General features: G+C 50.0%; 20 protein-coding genes. 7 read left to right on the top strand and 13 right to left on the bottom strand.

All coding sequences use genetic code 11. From position 1 onward, the window contains the following. Positions 1 to 69 precede the first annotated feature (69 nt). Positions 70 to 1,545, top strand: coding sequence for an MFS transporter (locus EPA93_RS44260; RefSeq protein ID WP_165423798.1), 1,476 nt, complete (start codon positions 70 to 72; stop codon positions 1,543 to 1,545). Positions 1,546 to 1,653: 108 nt separating this feature from the next. Here EPA93_RS44260 and EPA93_RS44255 read toward each other — a convergent pair whose 3' ends face one another. Both EPA93_RS44255 and EPA93_RS44250 read right to left on the bottom strand, forming a co-directional pair. Continuing rightward, the gene (locus EPA93_RS44255) at positions 1,654 to 2,007 is read right to left on the bottom strand and encodes a Rieske (2Fe-2S) protein (protein ID WP_129893678.1); all 354 of its coding nucleotides are present in this window, start codon (positions 2,005 to 2,007) and stop codon (positions 1,654 to 1,656) included. After that, positions 2,004 to 3,101: an amidohydrolase family protein gene (locus tag EPA93_RS44250; RefSeq protein WP_207229369.1), complete on the bottom strand. Its 1,098-nt coding sequence runs from the start codon at positions 3,099 to 3,101 to the stop codon at positions 2,004 to 2,006. Before EPA93_RS44250 ends, EPA93_RS44255 begins: the two co-directional genes overlap by 4 nt. Before the next feature lie 351 nt (positions 3,102 to 3,452). Here EPA93_RS44250 and EPA93_RS44245 point away from each other — a divergent pair, with 351 nt between their 5' ends. After that, positions 3,453 to 3,725, top strand: coding sequence for a hypothetical protein (locus EPA93_RS44245; RefSeq protein ID WP_129893677.1), 273 nt, complete (start codon positions 3,453 to 3,455; stop codon positions 3,723 to 3,725). Positions 3,726 to 3,769: 44 nt separating this feature from the next. On the opposite strand, the gene EPA93_RS44240 is transcribed toward EPA93_RS44245, so the two are convergent. Further along, positions 3,770 to 3,952, bottom strand: coding sequence for a hypothetical protein (locus EPA93_RS44240; RefSeq protein WP_129893676.1), 183 nt, complete (start codon positions 3,950 to 3,952; stop codon positions 3,770 to 3,772). Positions 3,953 to 4,353: 401 nt separating this feature from the next. On the opposite strand from EPA93_RS44240, the gene EPA93_RS51230 reads away from it, so the two are divergent. From EPA93_RS51230 to EPA93_RS44225, 3 genes are all read left to right on the top strand, one after another. Next, positions 4,354 to 4,614 carry a ClpX C4-type zinc finger protein gene (locus EPA93_RS51230; protein WP_129893675.1) on the top strand — a complete coding sequence of 87 codons (261 nt, stop codon included), beginning with the start codon at positions 4,354 to 4,356 and terminating at the stop codon, positions 4,612 to 4,614. 400 nt (positions 4,615 to 5,014) lie between these two features. After that, a complete protein-coding gene (locus tag EPA93_RS44230) occupies positions 5,015 to 6,208 on the top strand; it encodes a hypothetical protein (protein ID WP_129893674.1) in 1,194 nt (397 codons plus the stop codon). A gap of 57 nt (positions 6,209 to 6,265) precedes the next feature. Next, positions 6,266 to 6,889 carry a VOC family protein gene (locus EPA93_RS44225; RefSeq protein WP_129893673.1) on the top strand — a complete coding sequence of 208 codons (624 nt, stop codon included), beginning with the start codon at positions 6,266 to 6,268 and terminating at the stop codon, positions 6,887 to 6,889. A gap of 140 nt (positions 6,890 to 7,029) precedes the next feature. Here EPA93_RS44225 and EPA93_RS44220 read toward each other — a convergent pair whose 3' ends face one another. Further along, positions 7,030 to 8,040 carry a zinc-dependent alcohol dehydrogenase family protein gene (locus tag EPA93_RS44220; RefSeq protein WP_129893672.1) on the bottom strand — a complete coding sequence of 337 codons (1,011 nt, stop codon included), beginning with the start codon at positions 8,038 to 8,040 and terminating at the stop codon, positions 7,030 to 7,032. 182 nt (positions 8,041 to 8,222) lie between these two features. Between EPA93_RS44220 and EPA93_RS44215 the strand changes: the two genes are divergently transcribed. Continuing rightward, positions 8,223 to 10,736, top strand: coding sequence for an ATP-binding protein (locus tag EPA93_RS44215; protein ID WP_129893671.1), 2,514 nt, complete (start codon positions 8,223 to 8,225; stop codon positions 10,734 to 10,736). A gap of 192 nt (positions 10,737 to 10,928) precedes the next feature. Here the strand turns inward: EPA93_RS44215 and EPA93_RS44210 are convergent, their stop codons facing one another. From EPA93_RS44210 to EPA93_RS44190, 5 genes are all read right to left on the bottom strand, one after another. Continuing rightward, positions 10,929 to 13,328 carry an FAD-dependent oxidoreductase gene (locus tag EPA93_RS44210; RefSeq protein WP_129893670.1) on the bottom strand — a complete coding sequence of 800 codons (2,400 nt, stop codon included), beginning with the start codon at positions 13,326 to 13,328 and terminating at the stop codon, positions 10,929 to 10,931. A gap of 233 nt (positions 13,329 to 13,561) precedes the next feature. Further along, positions 13,562 to 16,342, bottom strand: a complete 2,781-nt coding sequence (gene fxsT / locus EPA93_RS44205) for an FxSxx-COOH system tetratricopeptide repeat protein (protein WP_129893669.1) — start codon at positions 16,340 to 16,342, stop codon at positions 13,562 to 13,564. Between the two features lie 216 nt (positions 16,343 to 16,558). Then, positions 16,559 to 17,374: a phosphate/phosphite/phosphonate ABC transporter substrate-binding protein gene (locus tag EPA93_RS44200; protein WP_129893668.1), complete on the bottom strand. Its 816-nt coding sequence runs from the start codon at positions 17,372 to 17,374 to the stop codon at positions 16,559 to 16,561. Between the two features lie 41 nt (positions 17,375 to 17,415). Then, positions 17,416 to 18,078 carry a hypothetical protein gene (locus EPA93_RS44195; protein WP_129893667.1) on the bottom strand — a complete coding sequence of 221 codons (663 nt, stop codon included), beginning with the start codon at positions 18,076 to 18,078 and terminating at the stop codon, positions 17,416 to 17,418. Between the two features lie 13 nt (positions 18,079 to 18,091). After that, entirely contained in the window at positions 18,092 to 19,207 is a 1,116-nt protein-coding gene (locus tag EPA93_RS44190) for a sulfite oxidase (RefSeq protein WP_242527259.1), read from the bottom strand. A 346-nt stretch (positions 19,208 to 19,553) separates the two neighbouring features. Between EPA93_RS44190 and EPA93_RS44185 the strand changes: the two genes are divergently transcribed. Continuing rightward, positions 19,554 to 20,915, top strand: coding sequence for an ABC transporter substrate-binding protein (locus EPA93_RS44185; RefSeq protein ID WP_129893665.1), 1,362 nt, complete (start codon positions 19,554 to 19,556; stop codon positions 20,913 to 20,915). A 186-nt stretch (positions 20,916 to 21,101) separates the two neighbouring features. On the opposite strand, the gene EPA93_RS44180 is transcribed toward EPA93_RS44185, so the two are convergent. The 4 genes from EPA93_RS44180 to EPA93_RS44165 form a co-directional block, all read right to left on the bottom strand. Then, positions 21,102 to 21,386: a hypothetical protein gene (locus EPA93_RS44180; protein WP_129893664.1), complete on the bottom strand. Its 285-nt coding sequence runs from the start codon at positions 21,384 to 21,386 to the stop codon at positions 21,102 to 21,104. Positions 21,387 to 21,391: 5 nt separating this feature from the next. Next, entirely contained in the window at positions 21,392 to 21,880 is a 489-nt protein-coding gene (locus EPA93_RS44175) for a hypothetical protein (protein WP_129893663.1), read from the bottom strand. 594 nt (positions 21,881 to 22,474) lie between these two features. Next, complete coding sequence (locus EPA93_RS44170; RefSeq protein ID WP_129893662.1) at positions 22,475 to 23,197, bottom strand: YdcF family protein; 723 nt, start codon at positions 23,195 to 23,197, stop codon at positions 22,475 to 22,477. Further along, positions 23,194 to 24,327 (bottom strand): helix-turn-helix domain-containing protein, encoded by a 1,134-nt coding sequence (locus EPA93_RS44165; RefSeq protein ID WP_129893661.1) that lies wholly within the window; start codon positions 24,325 to 24,327, stop codon positions 23,194 to 23,196. Before EPA93_RS44165 ends, EPA93_RS44170 begins: the two co-directional genes overlap by 4 nt. Between the last annotated feature and the right edge of the window lie 41 nt (positions 24,328 to 24,368).

Here is a 24,368-nt window from a genome sequence, read left to right as displayed (position 1 = left end):
TCTTATTGTCCCTATTATTGCATGCGTGTTTTGCTGCTCAGCGCACCATGCGGCGAGGAGCTACATACCATGATGACGAATGAAACGTCACTTCAACAAAACATCCCCGAGCGCATCGATCGGCTCCCAGTGAACTGGGTCATTGTGCGCATCATGTTGCTTGCTGGTATCGCCTGGTTCATCGAGTCGTACGATATCGGCATTATCGGCAATGCATTGCCACTTATCAATAAACACTATCCTCTAAATGCGTTCAGTCAAGGCTGGCTAGTAGCTGCCTCGACGTTAGGCATTGTCGTCGCGATTGTTCCGGCGAGTTGGATTGCCGATCAATTTGGGCGCAAAAGGGTGCTTATTTTTGGTACTGCATGGTACGCCGTCTTTTCTTTCCTCTGCGGATTGGCCACGAATATTCCCTTGCTTTTTGCCTTGCGGCTCATCTCTGGTTTCGGGATGGGAGCTGTCTTTCCTATTCCCTATGCGATTGCCTCAGAGTACATGCCACGTCGTCTGCGTGGTGCGATGACTGGTATTCTGGACTCCTTCTTGTCATTTGGCTACTTCCTTGCGCCCGTACTGGCCCTTTTGATCGTGCCAGCCTTTCCCGTCGATAGCTGGCGCTATCTCTTCTACATTGGTGGCCTCCCGCTCCTCTTTGTCCCAGTTCTGATCTTTGCCATGCCAGAATCGGCCCGTTGGTTACAAAGTAAAGGTCGGCATGCATCTGCTAATCGTATTGTAAGTGCTCTCGAAGAGTATATCGAACGTCGTACCGGGAAAAAGTTGCCCGAACCAGAACGCGAAACGGCAGTTGTTATCACTGAAAAAGTCGTGCCGGTCGGGATGATCTTTCGAGGTGCCTACCTCAAGCGGACGCTCATGATGTGGATTGCTTTTTCCTGTATCCTCTTCCTCTTCTACGCTATTCAGACCTATACCCCAACAGTGTTGATTAAAGAGGGGTACGCTGTAAAAAATGCCTTCCTGGTGACGGCTATCATCGTGCTAGCATCCATTCCCGGCAAATATGCAGAGACATTTGTAGTAGAGCGATGGGGGCGAAAACCAACCATCCTGTTATTCACGATCGTTGCCTGTCTCAGTGCAGTGCTCTTTGGCTCTACAGGGACGCTGACAAAAGCGCTGGGTCTGCCACATATCGCTTTCCTGGGTCTTGCCTCTGGCATCATCCTTTCTTTCTTTGGGATTGGAGTAGATCCTGCTCTGAAGATTTATGGAGCTGAGCAATATCCCACACGAGTACGGGAGACCGGAGTAGGCTTTATTGAGGGCATTGGTCGCTTTCTTGGAGGGGCTTTAGCTCCCTTCATTATGTCGTTTATTCTCTCCACAGGTGGAGGCATTCCACGGGCATATATTTTTGTGGCCGTCGTTGGCCTTGTCGGCGTGGCAGCTGTGGCTTTGCTCGGCAGCGAGACAAAAGGGGAAATCCTTGAGAAGGTGTCTGAGATTGCTCAGAAGAAGGAGCTGGATGGAGCCACAGTATCCGCGACCGTCAGCTCGGCAGAACCAGAGAACGGGTAAGCTGCGGCTGTACATGCGCCATGACGCATGTGACAACGCATGTTCAGAGGGCTGGAAAGACGTGGCAGACTTCTCTAGCCCTCTTTCATCACAACGTTCGTTGCGGTGTTAGATGTCGAGAAATATCTCGTGATTGTCGACAATCACTGGATAAACGCGGATGCGTTGTCGTAGCGGATCAGCCAAGCAGCGACCCGTTTTTACATCAAACTCGAAGCCATGCCAGGGACAGCGCAAGATCTCTCCTTCCCTCGTGTAGAGATATTCGCCATTTTGCGTGCCAGTCGTCATGCCAGTAACATGCCCTTCGCTGAGCGGACCTTTCTGATGTGAGCAGAGTCCGTAGACAGCATGAAATGCTCCGTCTCGGCCATGAATGAGGACTATCGGGATGTTCTTCACGGTAATGGCGCGTTTCTCCCCGCATGGGAGATCGTGTTCATGGCAGATATGGTATCTCATCGGACCTGCTCGAAGTGATAGAGATCATTGGCATTCTCAAAGAAGATGCGCTGGCGCACCCGTTCTGGAAGATCGTGCGGGATCGACTCCTGCGGCGAATCAAAATCGAAGTGAGGATAGTCGCTGGCAAACATCAGCATCTGATCGCTACCCATCATATCCATCAGCCTGAGCCAGTTCTGCGCGCTCAGATCCTCCGTGGGCTGCGTAGAGAATTTGACGCGCTCGCGAATGTGTTGCGCTGGATTGCGCTTCACCCACGGGATTTCCTGGTGCAGTGATTTATACTCACGCTCGAAACGCCACATGAGGTGTGGCAGCCAGCTAAAGCCGCCTTCAAGCAAGGCAAAGTGCAGATCAGGGAAGAGGTCAAAGACTCCGTTGACGACCAGGCTAATGAGTTCGGACATGAAACTCTGCGGAATAATCATGTGCCGTTCAATATAGTAACGGCCCATCCCGAGCGCACCCTGGACAAAGATGGTGTGGTGCATGGCAATGACCAGATGATGACGTTGTGCTGCCTCAAAGATAGGATGGTAGAAAGGATCTCCATAGGCTCTCTGCGCGATAGGCAGCATCACCTGGATCATTTGTGGGTGTTCGGCAAGCCGTTCGATCTCTCGCACCGCAGCTTGTGGGTCCTGTGGCGCAACGTGGATGGAGCCGCGCAGGCGTGGGTCACGATCGAGCCAGTGCTCAATCAACCAATCATTATAAGCACAGGCCAGTGCAGCAGCAAATTCAAACTGCATCTGCATGGCCGCCGGATAAAAATAGCCAGTGAGAATGGGGTAAGTAATGTCGTACAAATCCAGCAGTTGCTTGCTCATAAGGGCATAGTCCGAGCCGGCCGGCCCTTTCTCTGGCTTGGCGTCAGCGCGGCTCAACCCTCCTGTGCTCCAATACGCAAATGGCTGTGCAAAACCTCGCCATGCCTCGCGCGCTATCAGTCCTTTCCAGGGTTCTTGTAAATACGGAACAAGGTCCTGCAACGAAGTAAACGCTTCATGAATGTCGGTATCAATGATGGAGAATGGTTCTGGCGATAGATGCATCCCCAAAGCAGCTTGTGTTGTGTCAAGCTTCGCCACAGTGTCACCTCCTCGATGTGAGCTGGTAAAGAAAGAAACACAAAAAGAAACACGCACTTGCTTATGCCGATACTATAGCATCAACGCTCATTTCCTGTCAAGAAATTATCTTCCGGCAACAAGAATTTTTTGATAGTTTGGCTTATAAGAGATACTTTGCCAGATCCATCACGAGAGAGCTGGCAGAAGCGAACCCGAGGCAGAAGCTGAACTGGTTGATGCGGAGGGTCTGGCACCGCTGGGAGTGTTCGATTTTATATTGTCACCACTGACGGGCATCTAGCCTGCATCGATGTCAATGAAGCGGCCATCCAGGCTGTCCAGGCCGGAACACTTCCACAAGCTGTCCAGATGAAAGTTCCGCCCGTTGCCCCAGCGCCGGCTCCAACCACACTTGAAACCGTCTCCAGTGACCAGGATGGCATCGTTTTAGAGTGTTTCCGCGCGTGGAGTCGCTTACGCATGCGCGTCGTTTCACCCGGCTACGATCCCAACTTGCGTGTGCAGTTCCCACAAAATATCCGCGAAGAACGCGCACGCTATGTCGTTGATGAGATCCGCACAGCCGCCCATGGTGACTTCTACCGTACATTTGGCAATATCCGACGTCTTATAGAAGAATAGAACAACAAGCAAGCCTGGCCAGGTTTCCTACCAGGAGCACAAGTTCAGGCTATTCCCATAGAAACCACCACAGCTAATTTCTGTCTTTCATCAGGATTATGGAGAACAAGAGCTTTATCTTTGAGCACTGCAAGGGTCACATCGGTTAGCAGTTTGATAGAATCCGATGAAAATCCAGCGCGATAGATACTAAAGTGCCAGTATAGCGGTCCCACAAGTAGATCCATTGCAAGTTCCCGATCGATATGCGGCTCTGGTTCTCCTTAGCTCTGGGCTCGCTGAAGTATTTCATCTATTTTTTTCTACGGGGTTCTTGCAAGAGGGTCCGAATCTTATGGATAAGCTCTGTATCCCATACTATTTCAGCATGTATATCAGGTAAAATGCATGAAGGCAATAGCTGATGAAGATGCTCGACAGTAGTAGTAAACTAAAAGCGATTGGGATAATCGCCGCAGCTGCACTGAGCCACTAGCGACCACAAGGATAACGCCTTGCTTTGCTCGGTGCTTGATCAATAAAGAGAGCCAGTTGCTTTGCAGTCTGGACACAAAAGTATGTTGAAGCAGGTAAATTAGAAATAGAGTAAACGGTTAGTTCTGAATTGAGAGGAAGGTAGTTGTCGATTATGGAAAAACAAGAACAAGTGAGGAATTCTAATCTCAAGTGTTCCTTCTGTGGAAAAAGCGCAAATCAGGTTAATCGGCTCACAGCAGGACCCGGCAATGTGTATATCTGTGATGAATGTACAGACCTTTTTCGAGAACATTTCGAAAAGATTGTTGAAGGCTCTGCCTCAATAGAAAAAATCATCCACACATGCACCATTTGCGGAACTCGTGCACCTGCAAGCCATCGCTACTGCTTCAATTGTGGCACTCATTTCTAGCCATTTCCAAACTACATTACAGCTCTTGAGGAACCTTGGGAAAATGTAGTTTATAGACGGGCTAGCCATACTGCACATTTGCTTGCCTTCAAGATCTCGCTGGTGTATAACTCACTAAATGGCAGTAGCAGAAGAATAGGGAAAGTCAGGTATCCATAGCTTCCTGGCATATATTTAGAGATACTTCGTCTACATGTCTAGCATCTGGCATTGTCATTTTTCAGAGGGCTTCTAACGATAGTACCGCTGCCTTGTCCAGCTGTTAAGATGGGCCAGATGCAACATGGGATTGCAATAAGCAATAAAACACCGACAGCAAATAGAAGAAAGATTGCTGATCAGCCTACAGATGAAGACTTATACCAGCTAATGCCGCAATATCATTTGAAGGATAAGCGAGATGAGCGAGTATCAGCGTTACGAATTCATGACCTGCGATCAGCCTTTGACACGGGTGCAGCTCAATGCAGTAAATTCTCTTTCTAGCCATATTAAGGCCACATCCACACACGCGCTTATCGAATATCACTGGGGCGACTTCAAACATGACCCTATCAAAGTGCTCCACAAGTTTTTCGATGGCTTCCTCTATTGGGCAAACTGGGGCTCGCCCGAACTGGCTTTTCGCTTTCCGCACGGAACCTTGCCAACCAACCTGATCGATGGCTACGATCTCGAAGACTTTGTTACCTTCACACAACACCACGATTGCGATATCCTTGACATCAGTTTCGGTGAAATGGAGGGTCCAGAGGAGTGGGATGAATATGATCTGGGATCGCTGATCAGTATTCGTGACGAGTTGATGGATGGCGACCTCCGCGCGCTCTATATTGTCTGGTTAGCCGGTCAGCGTATGTTGGGAGACTATGATGACGAGTATGAGGATGATGATGCCATCGACTCTCTGCTATCCGTCGCTTCTGACCAACGGGAGAAGGAAGACTACGAAATCAGTGTGCCACCAGTCCCTCCCAATTTTGCCATGCTAACAGCAGCACAACAGGCATTAGCGAGATTGCTCCAGGTACCCCAGGAACTACTCTCCATAGCTGCTCAATATAGTCAGGCAAGTGCTCCATCAGCAACTAAGGATGATTTCGCAGTCTGGGTCAAGCTGCTACCCACGGATCGCTGTCAAGATTACTTGCTTCGCCTGGCCCATAACGAGCCAGGATTGAGCCGCCGGCTGGTTAAGGAGTTGCGCGCGCTAAATCCTGACAAATCCGAGCAGGCCCAGCCGCGAGGGAAGTCTGTTTCTTATGATACACTTCTGGCTGAGAGTAAAGCCCTCAAAGCTCGCAAGGAACGTGAGGAGCGCGAGAGGCAGCAAGCAGCGCGCCTACGTCATCTGCAGGATGTTCATGATCATGAGGATAGCTACTGGCAACAAGTCAACGAGGCTGTGACGCGCGGTGCGACGAGCTACGATGAGGCCGTGCGCTTATTAGTCGATCTACGTGATGCGGCCAGCCAATTTCAAACAAGCCAGGAATTTCAAACCCATTTCTCTGCCTGGGTCCGACCCCTCATGCGCCGACCAGCCCTTGTGAGTCGTTTACAAGAGCAGCAATTTAGCTTGCCCGTAAAGTAACTATTTTCTAGAGAAACCTTTCATAGTTCTCTTGTAGAAGTATTTAGGAACCATACAATGCTTACACTCTCACAAATAATCTATGGTGTACAGGATCTAGATAGAGCGACACGCCAGATCGAGTCACGGGGTTTTACCGTGCTCGATGGTGGCGTACATCCCGGTCTGGGCACAGCTAATCGCATCGTTCCTCTAGGTGACACCTATTTTGAGATTCTGGGAATTATCAATAGACAAGAAGCTCTGCACAACGCATACGGCTCAGCCTTGTTGCGGCAGACGCAAGATGGAGACCGCCTGGTACGCTGGTCATTGCGCACCGATACTATCGATGAGGTAGCGAAAGAGCGCGATCTCGTCCCGGAGAACCGTTCGCGCAGACGTCCAGATGGAACGCTACTCACCTGGCGCGCAGCTGGCTTAGCACTCTCCCTTGTGGAAGGGTGGCTCCCTTTCTTTATGCAATGGGACGATCCTGCCTTCTATCCTGGGAATCTCCCCGCTCACCATCCAGCACAACCGCAAGGGGTTGCCTGGCTTGAAATTACGCCTGGAGATCGAGCCTGGTTAGAGCGTTGGTTGGGGAAAGATGCACAAGTGCCGCTGCGGATAGTCGAGGGCAATCCTGGCGTCCATCGTGTTGGACTCAACACCCCTGCGGGAATTCTTGTCCTGCCCTGAAATCAGTCAACATATTTCAATCTATATTTACGCGCTGAAAGCGCTCCATAGCCTTCCTTAAGCAACTACAAAAATAGTTGGTGGGACTTTCTCTGACCCACCAACCTCTTTAATGTATCCCTTTTCTTCACTCAGCACAGCTAGGGAAGACGAATACAGATTTTTCCAAAGTATTTACCGCTTTGCATGAAGCGAAACGCCTCGACTGCTTCCTCGAAAGGGAAGATGCGATCAATCACAGGGCGCAAGCGATGCTGAGCAATAGCCATGTTCATGGCCTCAAAGCTCTCTCTATGCCCTGTATTTACTCCCTGCAAGCGTATATTGCCCTGCAGGATAGGAATAATATTTTCTATCTGAACTGCAGTCTGACCCAGGAAGCCTACCATACTGATCTGGCGCATAACAGCCACAGCCTTAACCGACTGCTGAAGATTGCCAGTTACATCTACTAGCAGGTCTACCCCTTTTCCATTCGTTAGCTCACGTGCCTTTGCCGGCCAATCCGGCACTTCACGATAATTGATAAGTTCGTCAGCGCCCAGAGCGCGCACACGCTCCAGTTTCTCATTGCTGCTAGAAATGACAATCACGCGGGCACCAGCCAATCGGGCAAATTGCAAGGCAAAGAGCGAAACGCCTCCAGTTCCTTGCAGCAGAACCGTTTGGCCCGCCTTCAGATCGCCTTGTACAAAGAGAGCCGACCACGCAGTCAGCGCGGCAATGGGCAGGGTAGAGGCCTCTTCATAGGTCATATGCTCAGGTATCTTAACCACGCCATCCTCTGGCAATACTATGTATTCTTGCAGCACCCCATCATATGGTCCTCCCAAAGTGGTATCAACCGTTTCCGCCGTTAGATCACCCGCCAGCCACTTTTGGGTGAATAAACCAGCGACCCGATCACCGACTTTCACCCTACTCACTGCATCACCCACGGCAACCACTTCTCCGGCACCATCAGAGAGCGGAACGAGAGGCAAAGGCAGATGTGGATCGTAAATTCCCAGCACAATAGCCAGGTCATGAAAATTAAGCGAGGCTGCACGCACGCGTACCAAGACTTGCTCTGGACCCGGTTGAGGTTGTGGACGCTCAGCCAGGGCTAAAGAGTCTATGCCAAATGTGTGTTGAATCTCATAAGCTTTCATCGTTGATTCCTTTTCAATCTAATTTTCTTTGCACCTGTACGACAGCCTATCCACCAACCGGCCTGGCAAGGCTTTATCGCAGATCACATTGTAGCGAAGGATAAGGCGGTGCTAGAATACAGGTGTGTACGGGTGAGTTCGGGTGAGAGGAACAACGGTCGAAGAAAGTACAATCAGGGTTCATGCATAAAGAATATTCCCATCCACAAAGCAAAGAGAGCTCACCGGATCAGCTCTTCAAGCTATTTCGCTCTCGACCTCGCCTGGCAGACAGCGGGAAGCTAAAGCAAACAGAGATAGCGGCACGTGTACAAGTAGATGTGCGCGCAGTCCAGCAATGGGAAAATGGCGAGCGGCTTCCTTCCGCAGAAAACTTAAAAAAGCTCTTGCGCGTCTTCGTGGAAGAAGATCTCTTTATAGAGCAACGTGAGCGCGAAGAGGCACGCTTCCTCTGGCAAGCAGTTAAGCAAACCTATGAGCAGCGACCGGGCACTACACGGCTCTATCCTCCATTTGATGAAGAATGGTTTAGGGCTATTCTGTCAGATCGACGAGAGGAATTCTTAGTATCAGCACAACGGGAAAAGGTGAAGACCAATCTACCTACACCCTTAACTGGTTTCGTGGGACGAGAGCAAGAGCTGGCAAAGATCAAAAGCCTGTTTACCTCAACGCGGCTGATAACTCTAGCGGGCACCGGTGGGTGCGGAAAGACGCGTCTGGCCCTCGAAGCTGCCCGGGATCTTGTTGAGCATTATAGAGATGGAGTCTGGTTCTTTGATTTCGCGACGGTACGCGAGCCGGCGTTTATCCTTGAAATGGTGGCCATGACACTGGGAATAGTCGAAGAGCAAGGATCAGATCAAGCACAGGTACTCACCAACTGGCTGCGCCGAAAACAAATTCTCTTGATCATGGACAATTGCGAACAACTTGTAGCAGGCTGCGCTCTACTCATAGAAAGCTGGCTCAGGACCTGTCCTTACCTGCATATCCTGGTAACAAGCCGTGAAATACTTAATATCGTGGGAGAGCATGTCCTTTCCGTCTCTCCTTTACCTGTTCCCACTGTCCAGACTCAGGGTCAGCTTGCCTGGGATACAATCCGCTCCAGCCCAGCGGTACGCCTCTTCACAGAGCGAGCTCAGGCTGTGCATCCAGCCTTTGAGCTCACTCCCGAAAATGCTGTAGCTATTGCCCAGATTTGCCAAAGGCTTGACGGCCTTCCTCTGGCTTTAGAATTAGCTGCAGCACGGATGAATCTGCTCTCAGCCACCCAATTGCTCGAACGCCTTGCGGCCCCACTCTCCCTACTAACGGGAAGTACGCGAACCCACCAACCACATCAACAGACATTGCGCACCTCTCTTGATTGGAGCTACCAGTTGCTTGAAACTGAGGAACAAGAGCTCTTTCGGCACGTGAGCATCTTCGCCGGAGGCTGGACGCTCCCAGCCTTGGAGGCGCTCACGCAAGCGAAGACTGGTTTGCCAAAAAGTGAAAGGACACTACAAATCCTTTCACAGCTTGTCGCCAAATCGCTGGTAATAGTGCAGAGATCTACCCCCAACGCTGAGCCTCGCTTTCTTTTGCTTGATACTATCCGCCAATACAGTCAGGAACGTCTAGCAGAGCACTCCAACGAGGCAGAACGAAGCTTTCTCCAGGAAAAGCACGCTGCTTTCTATGCAAGTATGGCAGAAGAGAGTGAGTCCCATCTGCGTAGCGCTCAACGCGCACCCTGGCTACGGCACCTAAAAGAGGAGTATGAGAATATCCGCGCAGCTTTGTCCTGGAGCACCAGCCACAACGATATGGCGGGCCATGGCTTACGTATAGCCGCCGCTCTTTACTGGTTCTGGCTGCATCAAGGCAGTTGGAGCGAGGGGAGTAGATGGCTTACAACCTTATTAGAGCTTGCCCACGCTCATAAAGCGGATCAAGAACAACGAATCCTGGCTAAAGCAGCGCATGGGGCGGGGATTTTAGCCTGGGTACAGGGAAAACAAGAAGAAGCTGCCGGGCTAGCACAAGAAAGCTTAGCCGCCGCCCGCATGGCTGAGGATCGGGAGGCAATTGCTATATGTCTACGCCTGGTGAGCCAGATTCTTCAGGCTCAAGGCGAGAGTCAGCAGGCTCTCGCCTATGCTACAGAGAGCGTCACCCTGGCTCGCGCGCAAGCAAACTCCTGGAATCTTGCCACTTCGCTTAACAATCTCGCGACGATTATACGTCTACAAGGGGAAAGCGAAAAAGCTTGCGCATTCTATGAAGAAAGCATCGCATTACTACGAGAGATTGGCGATATGTGGGAACTCTCGGCCCCTCTACGTAACTTAGGCAGTTTAATGATTCAGCTTGGGGATTATCAACGCGCGCATATTTTATATCGAGAAGCATTGCATTGCTGTCAGGAGATGAGAGGAGCCTGGTTTCTCTCAAGGTCATTTGAAGATATCGCCTTCTTGCTCAATAGACGAGGTGAGGCCAAACATGCGGCCACACTCCTGGGAGTTGCCGAAGGGCTCCGCGAAAGGCTTGGGGCTAGCCTGATACCATTCACTACTCAGGCTTATGAAGAGAATCTTGAGAGCTTGCAGAGCCAGCTTAATCAGGAAGCCTGCCTCCTTGCCTGGCAATCTGGCAAAGATATGGAGATTGAGCAGGCCCTTGCATTCGCCCTGCAAGTGCTCTAACTATCTTCAACTTTTCGAATCCATCTGCTTAATTTATAAGCCACTATAAGCGCACGCGCTTGTCCATATCAGATAAACATTTCAGCTTCCTGATCCCAATATCTATGGCTATACGAAAACCACTAGCGTATACGCATCTATATATAAGGAGATGGATCTGAAAAGGTTAGGCGAAATGCCCGCTGAAAGTATTTATTCACGAATATCGCGCGCCGGCAAAGGACGCACCAGCGGATTGATTACCGGAATCTGGCGCTTGCTTCGCGGCAGTCGCTGGCGCACAAGGTAATTTGGAGCTACGGCTAGATCTTCCTTCTCTAAGGTGATATCATCGCCAAAGCGATTGAAGAAAGAGAGCTCAAAATTTGGCGTTTCGCCCAATGCACCATGCGGACAGACCTCAATACAATCACCACAAAAGATACAGCGATCCAGGGCAAAGGCATAGCGGGTCAGAGAGCGCTCAGCCATCATTAAAGAGCCGGTTGGACACACCTGAACACACGCTCCACATGAGACACAATCTGTCTCATGTAAGCTTACGTTAAAGGGTGTCGAAACGATTGTATCAAAGCCTTTGCCGAACATACCATAACAGTTGGGCCCGATGACATCATGGCAGACGCGCACACACTGCGTACAGTTGATACATTTATTCGGATCGCGCAAAATAAAACTATGTGATAGATCGACAGTATAATCATGGTAGTCTCGCGCCTCTCCAGCATGGAAGCGATTATCGGCAAGACCATACTCAATGCTGTACTTCTGCAAATCGCATTGACCGGCGGCCGGGCAGGCACATTGTAGGCAGCGGGCAGCCTCGCGCTGCGCCTGTTCCTGAATGTATCCCATTTCAATCAGCCCAAAGCTGCGCTTGCGCTCCTCGTAGGGCAACATGGGCATTTTGACCTTTGGTTCCACAGGCTTATAGGGAACGATAGCAAAAAGATCTGGCTTGCGCTCTTCCAGTTCCAGGCGACGCGCTACTTCCTGCATATCCTCACCCAACAGAAAGGCATGGATAGCCCGAGATCCCAGTTTCCCTTGCGCCACGCACTCGATAATCGTCCTGGCTCCCATCTGGCAATCGCCACCGGCAAAGACGCCAGGACGATCTGTCATATAGGTATGTGGATTTGTCTGAATAGTTTGCCTTTTTGTCCATTTGATGCCCGCTCGCTCGTCAAGCGTAGATGAATCGGGCTTTTGGCCAAAGGCTGGAATAATCGTATTGCACGGAATGGTGAATTCTGAGCCGGGGATAGGCACCGGGCGCCGACGCCCGCTAGCATCCGGCTCTCCCAGCTTGTTTCTTATAAACTCCAAGCCCTTTACGCTTCCCCGCTCAGCGATCACGCGGATCTGTTGGGCATAGAAGATCAGTTCTGTACCCTCGGCCTCAGCATCTTCTACTTCTTCCATCGCCGCGGTTACTTCCTTGAGCGAACGTCGGTAGGTAGTATGGACTTTAGCGCCCAGCCGCAAAGCGGTTCGCGTGCAATCATAAGTGGTAAATCCACCACCCAGGACAACCACCTCATCGCCCTCCTGCACGGGTACAGGTTTCCCCTCTACTTTCTCGCCGAGAAAAGCTATCGCATTTACCACGCCCCGGGCCTCATCTCCTGGAGTATCTAATGGATTGCTTGTCCAGGCTCCAATCGCGAGATAAATCGCGTCAAAGCCGAGAGCAAAGAGATCGTCAAGGGTAAAATCCTGGCCCAACTTGCAATTGCATTGCAATTCGACGCCGAGTTGCCAGACGTGATCCAATTCGCGGTCCAGCATATCCTTTGGCAAACGATACTCGGGAATGCCATAGCGCAGCATACCGCCGGGCTGCGGCTGCTGCTCAAAGATTTTACAATAATGCCCCCTCAGGGCCAGATAATAGGCGCAGGTTAAGCCAGCAGGGCCAGCCCCAATAATAGCTACTTTCTTGCCGCTTGGCTCATCCCTGACAAAAGGGACAGGCGGATCGAGCAAGCAAGCTTCTGCTGCATGCCCATGCATACGGCAAATGGCAATCTCTTCATCGACAAGGGCGCGACGGCATGCGCTCTGGCAGGGTGCGGGGCAGGTCAAGCCGAGAATATATGGGAAAGGGAGCACTTCTTTGACCAAGCGCGCGGCCTCTTTCATAGCTCCGGCGGCAATCAGTTCAAGATAGCCGGGAATATCAATATGGGTTGGACAATCTACCTGACAGGGCGGCTGGCAATAGGCATTATGATCTGATAACATTAATTCTAGATTTGTCCGCCGGAGCTGAAACAATTCAGACGAATCTGTAGTTACTACCATGCCAGGCCTTGCCGCTGTATTGCAGGAAGGCAAGGGCCGCTCTACCCCTTCAATATGTACCAGGCACATACGACAGGCTGCTGTCGGTTCGAGCTTCTCGTCGTTGCAGAGCTCAGGAATATCATTGATGCCGTGCTCGCGCGCTACGCTGAGCAAGGTCTGTCCTTCATAGGCTACTACCTGGCGCTCATTAATGGTCAAGGTGAAGACAGGATGGCCGGTAGCGTTGCGCGCAAATTCGGTTTGCGATCCAGGAATATTGCGTTGATTACTTATAGATAACATGCTTCTCTCTATTTCTTTTGTGAGCTAGCCTTTTCCCGCTATGAGCCACGGCTAGCGCTGTGCCGGGAATTAATCCTTATTTACACTATAGGCAAGAATGGAGAGAGCAGAAAATAACATGTTTTAGCAGTTTTATTATCAGTTTGACCATCCCATTAACACTTTGCCCCAAATACATTTTTTATCGCAACTATTAAAAAATGTCTCTTGCAGGAGAATGAGCCGAAAAGAGGTTAACTACAAAGTTTGTCAAGTAATTGCAAGCATTCAAGGGTTTGGGGATGGTCTTTTCCTAAAGCTTGCTCATAGATGTGAAGGGCACGTTGCCCATAGAGCAGAGCATCGTCATATTTAGCTTGTTCCAGATACAGTGTTGCTAGACGGTAGCAGGCATTCGCTACATCCGCGTGAGCGCTTCCGACTGAGTGCATCCTGCTATCCAGAGCTTGTAGCAAGAGTTGCTCAGCCTTTGCATACTTTGCCTGCACAGCATATATCACTCCCAGAGCACTTAGACACTCTACTGCCTCTGGATGAGGAGGGCCAAAGGCACGTTTGTAGATCTCATGGGCATGCCGAAGCGCTTCCTGGGCCGCTTCATACTTTTCCTGCAAGCCATATACAATCCCTAAAGCATACTGGCAGCCCGCCACACTGGGATGTTGAGCAGTAAACATTTCGGTGTAGATTTGTCTGGCCTCCTGAAGCAGTGCCGCAGCCCGCTCATAGCCGCCCTGCAGCCTATATATTAAGGCGAGATTGCTGAGGGCTTCCGCAGTATCGCTATGCAGCCTACCAAAGGTGCGCTGACAAATCGCCAGGGCCTGGCGCAATAATGTTTCGGCCTGGCTATACTTGCCCTGCAAGCCATATACCAGGCCAAGGCTGCGTAGTCCGCTCAACGTAAAATAATCTGTATTGCCGCAAATGCTGGCCAGCATAGCTACTGTCTGCTGATAGAGCTCCTGAGCCTGAGCATATTTCCCTTCCACGCTATACATGAGGGTCAGATTGCTGTAGCTCTCTAAGGTGCCAGGATGGGCCTCGCCAAGCGCTTTCTGGCAGATGGCAATAGCTCTTTGTAGGCTAGCTTCGGATTGAGCGTATTTTCTTTGCTGGTAATAAAGCAGAGCCAGCAAATGTAAGTCAGGCATCAGGGCCGCATGCTCGCACCCCAGGCGCTGCTCCTTCAGGTCAAGGGCACGGGCAAGTTCTTTCTCGGCACGCGTATAATCTCCCTGTTGCAGGGCAAGGCGCCCGATATTCAGAAATATATCACTCATGACAGGAGTCGCCAAAAGCTGCTCCTCGTCGCCTGGCGGAAGTGCCTGTTCATAGGCGGCTTCCGCTTGTTGATACTTCCCCTGGGCCTCATAGGCCAGTCCCAGGTCATTATAGATGGGAGCAATATCCGGCTTAACTGTAGCTGGCATTTGTTGATAGATGATAAGGGCTTGCTGGAGAAACTCTTCGGCATGCGCATACCTTCCTCGAAGGAGTAGATAATTACCAGCTTTGTGGAGCAATTGAGCAGACTCAGGGCTTATCAGCTTCCTCTGCCGAATGTAGTCCACACAGGCGTATATCAGCGGCAAAAGCTGCTCACATATTTGCACATCATCAACTGTCCGTGCGCCTGGAAAGGCAAGCTGAACAGCACCTACCACGCGTCCGATCCACACATACCGCTCCTCTTCACTCAGCATATCCAGCAGCACGACTTGTACTAAGCTATGAACGCTCAGGCGCCTGGCCGCAGCATGACGATAGAGCAACGACAGTGTGCGCAAGCTGGCAATAGCCTCATCCAAAGCCAGAGGATCGCCAATCATATCGGCCAGAATCGGCCCCAAAGCAGCGGCTCCCCGCATGAGGAATTCTTCGCTAATGCTCTCAACAGGCAAAAAGATGCAGCAGCGTAACAGCTCAGCCGCAGCTGGAAAGCTCTGCTCAATGCGCTCCATACAGAGCGAGATCGTCGCGACAACGGAGGCCGGGTGCTGCATATGCCATCTTCCGCGGCGATCCAGCAAGGAGAGACGCCGCCGTTGATAGCGCGCCAGATAGTCCGAGAGGCTACAGCCTGTCTCTTCAATATATGCGCCGGCCTGGTCAAGGGCCAGAGGAACACCCGCGAGCTGCAGGCAAATCTCGTTTGCTTCCCTGATATATTCAGGCGAAATATCTCTTAGCTGCGCCTGCAGCGGGAGCAGCTTTGCTCTGCGCAACAGCAATACAACGCTCTCCTCTTGCGTCATTTGCTTTACATCGATCATCTGAGCCAGCGGCCCCAGGGTCTGGGTGCGCGTTGTGAGGAGCACATGCCCAGCATAAAAAGGAGGAAGAAAATGTTCTATCAGGCCTTCATCTTCTACGTTATCCAGTACAAGGAGCCAGCCTGACTGCTTACTGAGCCAGAAGCTAACCATCTCTAGCGGTTGTTCTGCCTGCCGCACCTCTATTATTTTCAACAGGCCGGAGTGTTTGATAAAGAGAAGGCAATCGGCGCTGAGCACGTCGTAGCTCTCGGCTCTGAGCCATAATACGGTTTGATAAGCATGGCGAAAACGATGGACATATTCGATAGCTATCTGCGTCTTGCCAATACCACCCAGCCCACTAAGCGCGTAAATCTGTGCTGTATTCTTCTGCAGGAGAGTATGCAATTGTGTGAGCACGCCATCTCGTCCAGTAAAGAAGGGGTTGCGCCGAAACGGCAAAAAGCCCTGAGAGGGTGTAGAAGCAGCTAGTGCACTTTCGTCTGGAGAAGCTATGTCTGCCTTCTCCAGTTCCAGTTCGTCGGGCAATAGACCTAGTTCGGAGGCGGTCTTGCCAAAGAGGCTGCAAAGTTTGAGGCGAAAATAGGGGCTGGGAGCTGTTACACCACGTTCCCAACGATTAATGGTCACTACCGATGTTCCAAGCTGCTCGGCCAGTTCTTGTTGTGACCAGTGACGCAAGAGACGTTGCGCGCGCAGACGCGGCTTAGGCCCAGGCACAGCACGCTTTCTCATGCACGCACTTCTTCCCACAGGAGATAATTTGATCTATGCCTGCATAGAAACTGCACAGAGAGCATTCTCCCGAACACAAATTAAAAAAAGTTATTGCCTTATCTATCTTATCTGCTCAGCATAATACAACTTTTCATTCCTCTCTACAAGAGGATTTCCCGGACAACGCCAGAAGCAAATAAGCGCAGGCAGAGTCTAACTGAAACGACAATTTGCCTACTCCACTCTTTGCTGAACGAAGGTAAACATATCGTGAATATGCTGATAGGAAGTATCGGTGACAGGCACAAAACGCTCTATCTCACCAAAGCGTAAAGCAGAGGCATAACTGGGATCATTATGCATATTGAGTAGCGCCGTCCTCAGCCGGTCACGGAAGGATACATCCAGGCTCTTTGAGATCACTACTGGCGGGATGGGCGATGGCCCCAGGGCCTCAATGACACGCACGCGGGCAGCAAGGTCGCTATCCTGGCGCAGCATTACGGCCAGCACTTGCGAATCGAGCGCTGTGGCATCAGCCTTACCTTCCATAACCAGTTCCAGCGACTTTTGATGCGTCCCCGTCTCTACAGTTCTGGCAAAATACTCAAGCGTCTGGCCTCGCGCATAGAGACTATAACAGACAAGGTTCCAACCCGAATGCGAAGCACGTTCGTTATAGGCCCAGGTACAGCCTGCCAGGTCGGCAAAGGAGGTAAATGGACTATCTTTATGCACTACTACGTCCGAGAAGTAGATAGGTAGACCATGATAACGCTCCCCGCACAATACTGGCGCAGCCAGCAGCTCAACAGGACAATATTCGCTCCTGGCCAGATGCACATAAAGCAGGCCACAGAGAAAGCCAAGCTGCAGCTTCCCTTCGGCAAACTCTTCAAGCGACTGCCCGATACCAAGCTCGGCTGTAGCGCCCACTTGGCGGCTTAGATATTCCATAATCGCGCTATAAGCTGGCTGCAGGAGCGGGGAAAGAAAGTTTGCTCCCGTAAGTTTTTCTAGCTGATCCTGAACAGGTGTTGTCCGATCCATATGCTTCCTTATAACAGGCTATTTCTCTGCAAAAGCAGTTCCTATACGAGCACCCCATCAGTTGAGGGTGCAGAATGACATGGCTCATGAACATATTGCTTGATAACAGGCTGTGTCTGTAAGGCAGAAAAGCTATAGTGCCTGGTTTTTTGCAGGCACATCTCGGTGTGGTCAAGCCCTTCAGCCAGAATACCATTATGCAGGCGTATCCAGTCATAATAGTCGCTAGCCAGCTCATAGGCGGCATGCCTATGAATACTTGAGCTCTTGACATGCTCTTTGGTAGCGCTATCGCTCATGATCACTAGATTATACCAGTGCCCCTCGCGCAATTCTAGCGAGGAATAGCTAAGTAAGCCAGGATTATAAGCCAGCTCCTTGAGCAAAAGCTGATCCACATTTTCCATCTCATCTACGATGCTCTGCTTGACCTGAGCTCGCTGTTTGCTCACAAAACCAACAAACTGAAACGAACTTCTGTAGAGCAAGTCGCTATACTTGTAGATGACAATGCGGTGCTTGCGTCCATGCCGCTCCTGCAAGGTGTAGAGCAGAGGAGCTACTGAGGTGGGAGCAGGCTTCAGCAGGCCAAGGGTAAGATGCAGCCTGCGCAGCATGTATTTGAGCACAATAAGGTCAATTTGCTTTCTCAGCGAACCATGATTACTATGCACATCCTGTTGAACTGCATGATAGTCCCACATATGTTTTTCGTCCTCATTCTATACTAATAGTGACGCGCTGCCAGGCATTATTGAGATATCCTTTCCAATTCCAGATACTTTCCAGGTTCTCTGGCTGCACATGCCCGGCGGTATCCCAGGCCCGTACCATAAGCTGATATGTCCCCGGTTGCACTTGTACGCTGGCTTCCCAGAAGCTCCAGGCCCAACGTCGCGCTTGCTCAGTCAAGGTCGCCTCTAGCCAGCTAGCACCAGCATCAAGCGAGAGCTCTACACGCTCGATACGCTGATCTTCGCCAGCGATAGCATATCCCTGAATAGCGAGCTGACCAGCTTGACAGACGGCTCCGGGCTGGAGACTACAGATAACAGAGTTGATGGGAAGAGGGCCTAGCATTTGCCCCTGTTGCCAGTCAGCAGTTTCGGCGCGAATATGGGGAGGAAATAGTTTGTAAGCGCGGGCCTGATAGTAGTTGCTGGAGGGCTCTTCCTGCAAGGTGATGTTCGCCAACCACTTGACGCTACGCGCCCCAATATAGCCGGGCACGACTACGCGTACAGGGAAACCATGTGCAGGTGCTAACGGCTCGCCGTTCATTTCATAAGCCAGCAAGACTTCTGAGCTCAGAGCTTTCTCAACTGGAATAGAGCCTCCAAAGCCAAACCGTTCTCCATCTTTACTGATCTCATCAAGACCAAGAAAAGCTACGTGCCTGGCACTTTTCTTGAGGCCAGCAGCCTGTAACAGATCTCGCAAAGCCACGCCTTTCCATGTGGCAGTGCCTGCGGTTTCGGCTGACCAGATTACCTCTCCAGGAATAGCGCGAATTGCCGCCAGCTCATCGCGCCGATGGCCCGCACATTGCAGGGTTGCGGTAACAGTTACCGAAGAAAAAGCTGCGCGCAACTCATCAAGTGTTAACTCCAAAGACGTTTGTACCAGACCACCAACTGTCAGACGATAATGCTGGACATCCACAGTAGGAAGGGAGCCATGATTGCGTATATAAAAGTTCTTTTGCTCAGTTATAAATTTCTGGCGCACGCTATGGGCCGAGGCTCCCACATTCAAAGGATAGTCCTGATGCACACGCATCTCTGCGTTGCCTTCAGCAGATGTTGCCTTGAGCGCTTCTTTACAGTCCGACAACAGTAACCTCCTCATAATAGCTGTCTATTTTTGTAACCATAGTTACATATTTCTTTAGTGGGAGTATAGCATGCAAATAAAAACACGTCAATGAAACATGAGTACAGGCTCTAGACAAATCGATCTGGCTCATATACAATTTGCTTGTCAGCGTTATAGTGTAACCTCAGATACAAGCAATCAAAGAAGGTGAGGTGAGCAGAGCATGTATTAGAGAAACATACAGCCGGTCGGCTTCGATTTTTTCTGCTTTTGCCGAGGAATAATTTGGGATAAGCTTTTGTTTCACTTTAAAGCTTAACACGCATGAATCTACTTGTTGTGCTCTTTGAGAGGAGGGTTCTGGATGTTTACAGAGCAACGAGAAGTCATTGATGAAAGCATTACTAAGATTCGTTCAGGTCGCATCACGCGCCGCAGCTTTTTAGAGCGGGTCATGACAGCCGGCCTGAGCAGTGCTGCCGCCCTATCGCTGCTCGAAGCTTGCGGCGGCACTACAAATAGCAGCGCTGGCAATGGTCCCGCCACAAACATTGTGTGGCAAAGCGAGAACGATTCGACAACTACCTATCGAGACCTGGCCAGCACCTTCAATCAGACAGTCGGCAAGCAAAAAGGCATTCACATCACCTGGACCCAGGGTCCCAGCGATACCCAGGCTATGCTCTCCAAGTACAACACCCTCTTTCGCTCGCGCAGCAGCAGTATCGACATTATAGCCTTAGACATCGTTTATCCAGCGCAATTCGCTGCTCAGCAGTGGACAAAGCCGATTACTGAGAGCATGTGGCCAGCCAGTGAGCGCCAGAACTACTTGCAAGCGCCGCTCAAAGGCTGTACTTTTGCTGGCAAGCTCTGGGCCGCACCATATCGCACCGGCGTGGGCATCCTCTACTACCGCAAAGATCTTGTCTCCTCACCACCGGCCACCTACGATGATCTTGTACATATTTCCAAAGATCTCGCTCCGGCCAAAACTAAGTATGGCTATGTCTGGCAAGGCGGACAAAGCGAGGTGCTTACCTGCAATTTTGTCGAGGTTTTACATGGTTATGGAGGCGCAGTCCTGGACCCCAACGATCCTACCAGGGTCACGATTAATAGTCCTGAAGCACAGCAAGCTCTCTCAATGATGGTAAGCTGGGTTGGCACTATTTCTCCTACGGCAGTGACTACCTACACCGAAGAGCCCTCGCGTATCACCTGGCAAAACGGCAACGCAGCCTTCATGCGCAACTGGCCCTATGCCTATCCTCTAGGCAATAACCCTGCGTCCTCAAAAATTGCCAACAAATTTGATATTGCGCCTTTACCTCACGGTCCCCACAGCCCCACAGGCCATTCGGCTATCGGCGGCTGGAACATGGCCATCAATACCTACTCGCGCTATCCAGAGCAAGCCTGGGAATTTATTCACTATATGCTGCAACCCGCCGCCCAGAAACAGGGCGCAATCGGTGCGGGCTGGCCAGTTACCCTACAAAGCGCTTACGATGATCCCGACGTCTTAGCGAAAGAGCCCTTCTTTGGCAAACTCAAGCCAATTCTGCAAACAGCTTTACCCAGGCCTGTCTCACCAAAATATGTAGATATCTCAGATGTGCTGCAAAGATCAGTTCACCAGGCCTTACTTAAGCAAGAGACCTTTGTGAATATCCTGCAAGCCACTGAGGCCCAGCTTAAGCCGCTAGTCGCGCAGAAACCTTGAGAAATGGGTAAAGCTGATAGAGGTTTATATCTTCTTATGAAGACCAGGTAATCCTATTAGTCCTTTCTCAAAAATGTAGATAGAGGGAGTCAGGTAAAACTGCCCTTTACCTGACTCTTCTATGGGCGCTAGCTGTGCTAGCTATAAGTCAAGGAGTAGTGAGAATGGATAGACTGGAGAAAGTTTCTACTGCTCGGCTATTTTCTCTTCCATTCTCTGTTCGATCAGCCTTGTTATTGCATCCCTCGTAACGATCCACTTGCCTGTGACGACATCACCTTCTTTGAGCGCGTTGAAGTGCTCTCTTGCATCTACAGCAATGTCCAAAAGTTCTGTATATAATTGCTCTGTACATGACGCTAATTGAGCCCGAGTATAAAGCTCGTAAACATATGCTTCAAGCTTTATAAGCACTTTATCTGTTTCAGCAGATAATTCTTTCCCCGAAAGGTGCCCGAGTTTCCGTTCCATATCCGCTACCTTCCTCGCTTCTCTAGTTTCCAGGCAGAGTGTAAAAGCCAACTTGCCGGGAATTGGGCTATATATACTTGTTCGTCTTCGTCTTCACCTTGCAGGGAAGGCGACCAGGCAGACCATTGTAACTTCTCACGCTCTTTACCTATCAAATACACTTTCAGTTGCCCTTGTGAATCCGTCTCACAGGCCACTGTATGAATGAGAATGCCATTGATGTCTATGTCCTGGAAACAGGCTTGCACGAATTCCTCTCTTTGCTTGAAGAGATCTGTATAGCAAATGTGATGCTGATGTAAGAATGCAGCTTGCACGAGAGCCTGATCCGAGGTCAAGTCGAGAGCAACATAGTAGTAATAGTTACGTGCTGTATCTTGAAGATCTGGAACGAAGACCTGAAATAGCTGCTTAAGCTGGGAAACTAATCCCAACTGCGACTGCCTGAGCTCTAAGCGAATTGGGAGAGTATGCTCAAAATTTCCTTCTAACATAAGATCATCCCTTTATAACGACATATCCTCATGCCATAATGTCAAATCGTCGCGTGTAACACGAGACGATCCTTTCCTATCTCGCCGTATCTGTGTCCATTCTCATTGGTTGAGAGATTGTAGTAATCAGCTGAGTATACGGCTCTCCCTTTCTAAATGTGTTCAAATGTATTCACACATTGGTCGGTGGCGTTGGAAACCTCAGCCCACCGATGTTCGATTGCGGTGAAAACGTCAGCATACAGCAAGAGATCGCCAGTGTGTGGTCCTGAAAAATCTATGCTCACCTTTCCCTCTTCTACTTGCGGCTTGATTTTCGCTATAGCTAGATCCTTGGCGCTGCAGGTTCCGACCTATGAATGTTGCTCATGATGGATATGTCATCAAGAAGCAGTAACATGGCATTCAGTCGGAAAGGAACTATGAAAATAATACTCCAAAAGTGTGCAATTATTGGCTAATAACGTATATACAATGTGCATGTTTCGTGTACGTTTCGTGCATAGGCACGATTTGCTGGTTAGTCTACGCTGTAGAGGACAAAAATAAATCCGCTAATCTGAGGATTAGCGGGTAATTAACTTTAATCAGGCTTTAAAGCAAGTCGCCTTTAGCACGATATTTCTTTATACGTTCCTCTTCGCTTCGCACTAGCTTGCGGTGCTCAGTCGAGAGAAACCATGTTGCCGGATGCCATTCACCGGTATCCGCATAATAGTTTAAAATTTCGACTCCGTGAGATTGAAATACTTTTGCAAAGGTCAGGTAAGTACGTCTCTGATGGAAGGGGGAAGTGACAAGAATAATTCTACGCATCTTGTGCTTTTTTGCCAGTGCAAGAACCATCTCTGCATTTTCTTTGGTGTGTAACGACTCATTCTCAACAAGAATAACCCCTCGTGGCACACCCATTTGCACAGCTTGCTCACACATGTAACAAGCTCCAAGCGCAACATCCCAGGATTTAGCAGCGGGAGCGACATCTTTCTCTTGTATGCGTCCTTGCCCTACGGCTGCTTGCAACTCTGACATTGGGATGAGCGTTGGAGTTTCTGTCACCTTAACGCTAAACTTACCGCTACAAATAATGCGTGGTGCCCATCCTTTTTGATAGAGACGAACAGCAGTGGCAATCTTGCCCTGCAAGAATTTGATGTTGCCCCGTGTACCAGCAAGGACCACAATAGCATCTGCACGATGCAAGCGTTCCCGTAGAGCAAACTGCCTGCCTCTCAGGTAGAAGGCAAGCCAGAAGAAAAACGACGCTAGAGCAATGGCACTAGCGCCAAAGGACAATGCTAAAGGTAGTTTCTTCATCTGTTCCCCTTGAGTGCCATCCCAAGCCGGATAACACTTGGTTCCTTTCTCCAATGCGATTGTTGAAGGCAGTTATGTAAGGTCTGTACCCTAGCAATTGTTTTGCTAGACCCTGCACCTTTAGCTAACGAAAGAGCTTCCAGTGCATGATGAACACACGCATCAATTGTCTCTAGCCCTAAGGAAGCTTCAGCCTTCTGGATAAGCAGTCGTGCGTAACCACGAGTAAGGGATGTATCGTAAGTCTTCAGGCTTTCATCAATAAGTGTAATGGCTCGCTGATGTTCGCGCAAGAGAACAGCATTGACCCCTTTTTGTGCAGCGATCGAGGCTGTGGTCACACCACGAATAAGGCTACGCTCTTGAATACATACACACTCGGTCTGATACTTCTCTGCTTGTTCAATGCTTCTCCAACTCTCATCTGCCCTAGCTACTTTTGCATAAGCTTCTGATATTCCTTGCAAGATATACCCTCGCAGCACTAAAGAGCCGTGATCATCAAGAAGGTTAAGCGCACCTACGAGATAGATAACAGCCTCTTGAGGCTTTTCTTGCTGAATAAGCGTCACACCCTCACGTGCCAGCGCCGAAACCATCAATTCTTGATCCTCTAGCATCCTTGCAACATCGAATGCCTTCTGGTAAGCGATGTGTGATTGCTTGTAATCCATCATATCACGCAAAACGCAACTCTGTAACTGATACCCCATCGCAAGAAGCATGAGCGCCTGATTAGACCATCGAGTACCCTCAGCAAACTGGGCTAACTTATCTAATTCCTGTAGCTTTGTGTCTAGCCCAAGATAAGCATATTTTGCGCCTACTGTATGATAAAGGTTCCATCGATTTGCTAATTCATCTTCGAGTTCAGTAAGAAGGTCATCAGTAACGATCTTCTTACTTACCTCTTTTTGAAGTTGCCTCTTTGAAACGACATCTGTTACGGAGCAACCAATGACTCTCGCAATTTTGTAGCGACTCTCGTGAGGAATAGATCGCTCCCCACGAGCATAGATAAACAATGCACTTAACGAAATGCCCGTTTCCTCGGATATTTCTTTAAATGTGTAGCCGTTTTCCTCGATCAATTCTCTAAGATTGGTTTCGTACTGCTGAACCTTTATCATAAATATGCCTCCTCATAGGCAAGCAGAGGAACGCATCAAAA

This window comes from Ktedonosporobacter rubrisoli (assembly GCF_004208415.1).
In the GTDB taxonomy this organism is placed as follows: domain Bacteria; phylum Chloroflexota; class Ktedonobacteria; order Ktedonobacterales; family Ktedonobacteraceae; genus Ktedonosporobacter; species Ktedonosporobacter rubrisoli.
Note: the sequence above shows the minus strand (reverse complement) of the source record. Positions and strands in the feature narration are given on the sequence as shown.

Bases quoted from the DNA above. Each gene is read 5' to 3' on its own strand.
- EPA93_RS44170 (WP_129893662.1), bottom strand. From the start codon at position 23,197: ATGAAGAAACTACCTTTAGCATTGTCCTTTGGCGCTAGTGCCATTGCT.
- EPA93_RS44260 (WP_165423798.1), top strand. From the start codon at position 70: ATGATGACGAATGAAACGTCACTTCAACAAAACATCCCCGAGCGCATC.
- EPA93_RS44195 (WP_129893667.1), bottom strand. From the start codon at position 18,078: ATGTGGGACTATCATGCAGTTCAACAGGATGTGCATAGTAATCATGGT.
- EPA93_RS44245 (WP_129893677.1), top strand. From the start codon at position 3,453: ATGAAAGTTCCGCCCGTTGCCCCAGCGCCGGCTCCAACCACACTTGAA.
- EPA93_RS44200 (WP_129893668.1), bottom strand. From the start codon at position 17,374: ATGGATCGGACAACACCTGTTCAGGATCAGCTAGAAAAACTTACGGGA.
- EPA93_RS44225 (WP_129893673.1), top strand. From the start codon at position 6,266: ATGCTTACACTCTCACAAATAATCTATGGTGTACAGGATCTAGATAGA.
- EPA93_RS44240 (WP_129893676.1), bottom strand. From the start codon at position 3,952: ATGGATCTACTTGTGGGACCGCTATACTGGCACTTTAGTATCTATCGC.
- EPA93_RS44180 (WP_129893664.1), bottom strand. From the start codon at position 21,386: ATGGAACGGAAACTCGGGCACCTTTCGGGGAAAGAATTATCTGCTGAA.
- EPA93_RS44230 (WP_129893674.1), top strand. From the start codon at position 5,015: ATGAGCGAGTATCAGCGTTACGAATTCATGACCTGCGATCAGCCTTTG.
- EPA93_RS44220 (WP_129893672.1), bottom strand. From the start codon at position 8,040: ATGAAAGCTTATGAGATTCAACACACATTTGGCATAGACTCTTTAGCC.
- EPA93_RS44215 (WP_129893671.1), top strand. From the start codon at position 8,223: ATGCATAAAGAATATTCCCATCCACAAAGCAAAGAGAGCTCACCGGAT.
- EPA93_RS44210 (WP_129893670.1), bottom strand. From the start codon at position 13,328: ATGTTATCTATAAGTAATCAACGCAATATTCCTGGATCGCAAACCGAA.
- EPA93_RS44255 (WP_129893678.1), bottom strand. From the start codon at position 2,007: ATGAGATACCATATCTGCCATGAACACGATCTCCCATGCGGGGAGAAA.
- EPA93_RS44175 (WP_129893663.1), bottom strand. From the start codon at position 21,880: ATGTTAGAAGGAAATTTTGAGCATACTCTCCCAATTCGCTTAGAGCTC.
- EPA93_RS51230 (WP_129893675.1), top strand. From the start codon at position 4,354: ATGGAAAAACAAGAACAAGTGAGGAATTCTAATCTCAAGTGTTCCTTC.
- fxsT (WP_129893669.1), bottom strand. From the start codon at position 16,342: ATGAGAAAGCGTGCTGTGCCTGGGCCTAAGCCGCGTCTGCGCGCGCAA.
- EPA93_RS44165 (WP_129893661.1), bottom strand. From the start codon at position 24,327: ATGATAAAGGTTCAGCAGTACGAAACCAATCTTAGAGAATTGATCGAG.
- EPA93_RS44185 (WP_129893665.1), top strand. From the start codon at position 19,554: ATGTTTACAGAGCAACGAGAAGTCATTGATGAAAGCATTACTAAGATT.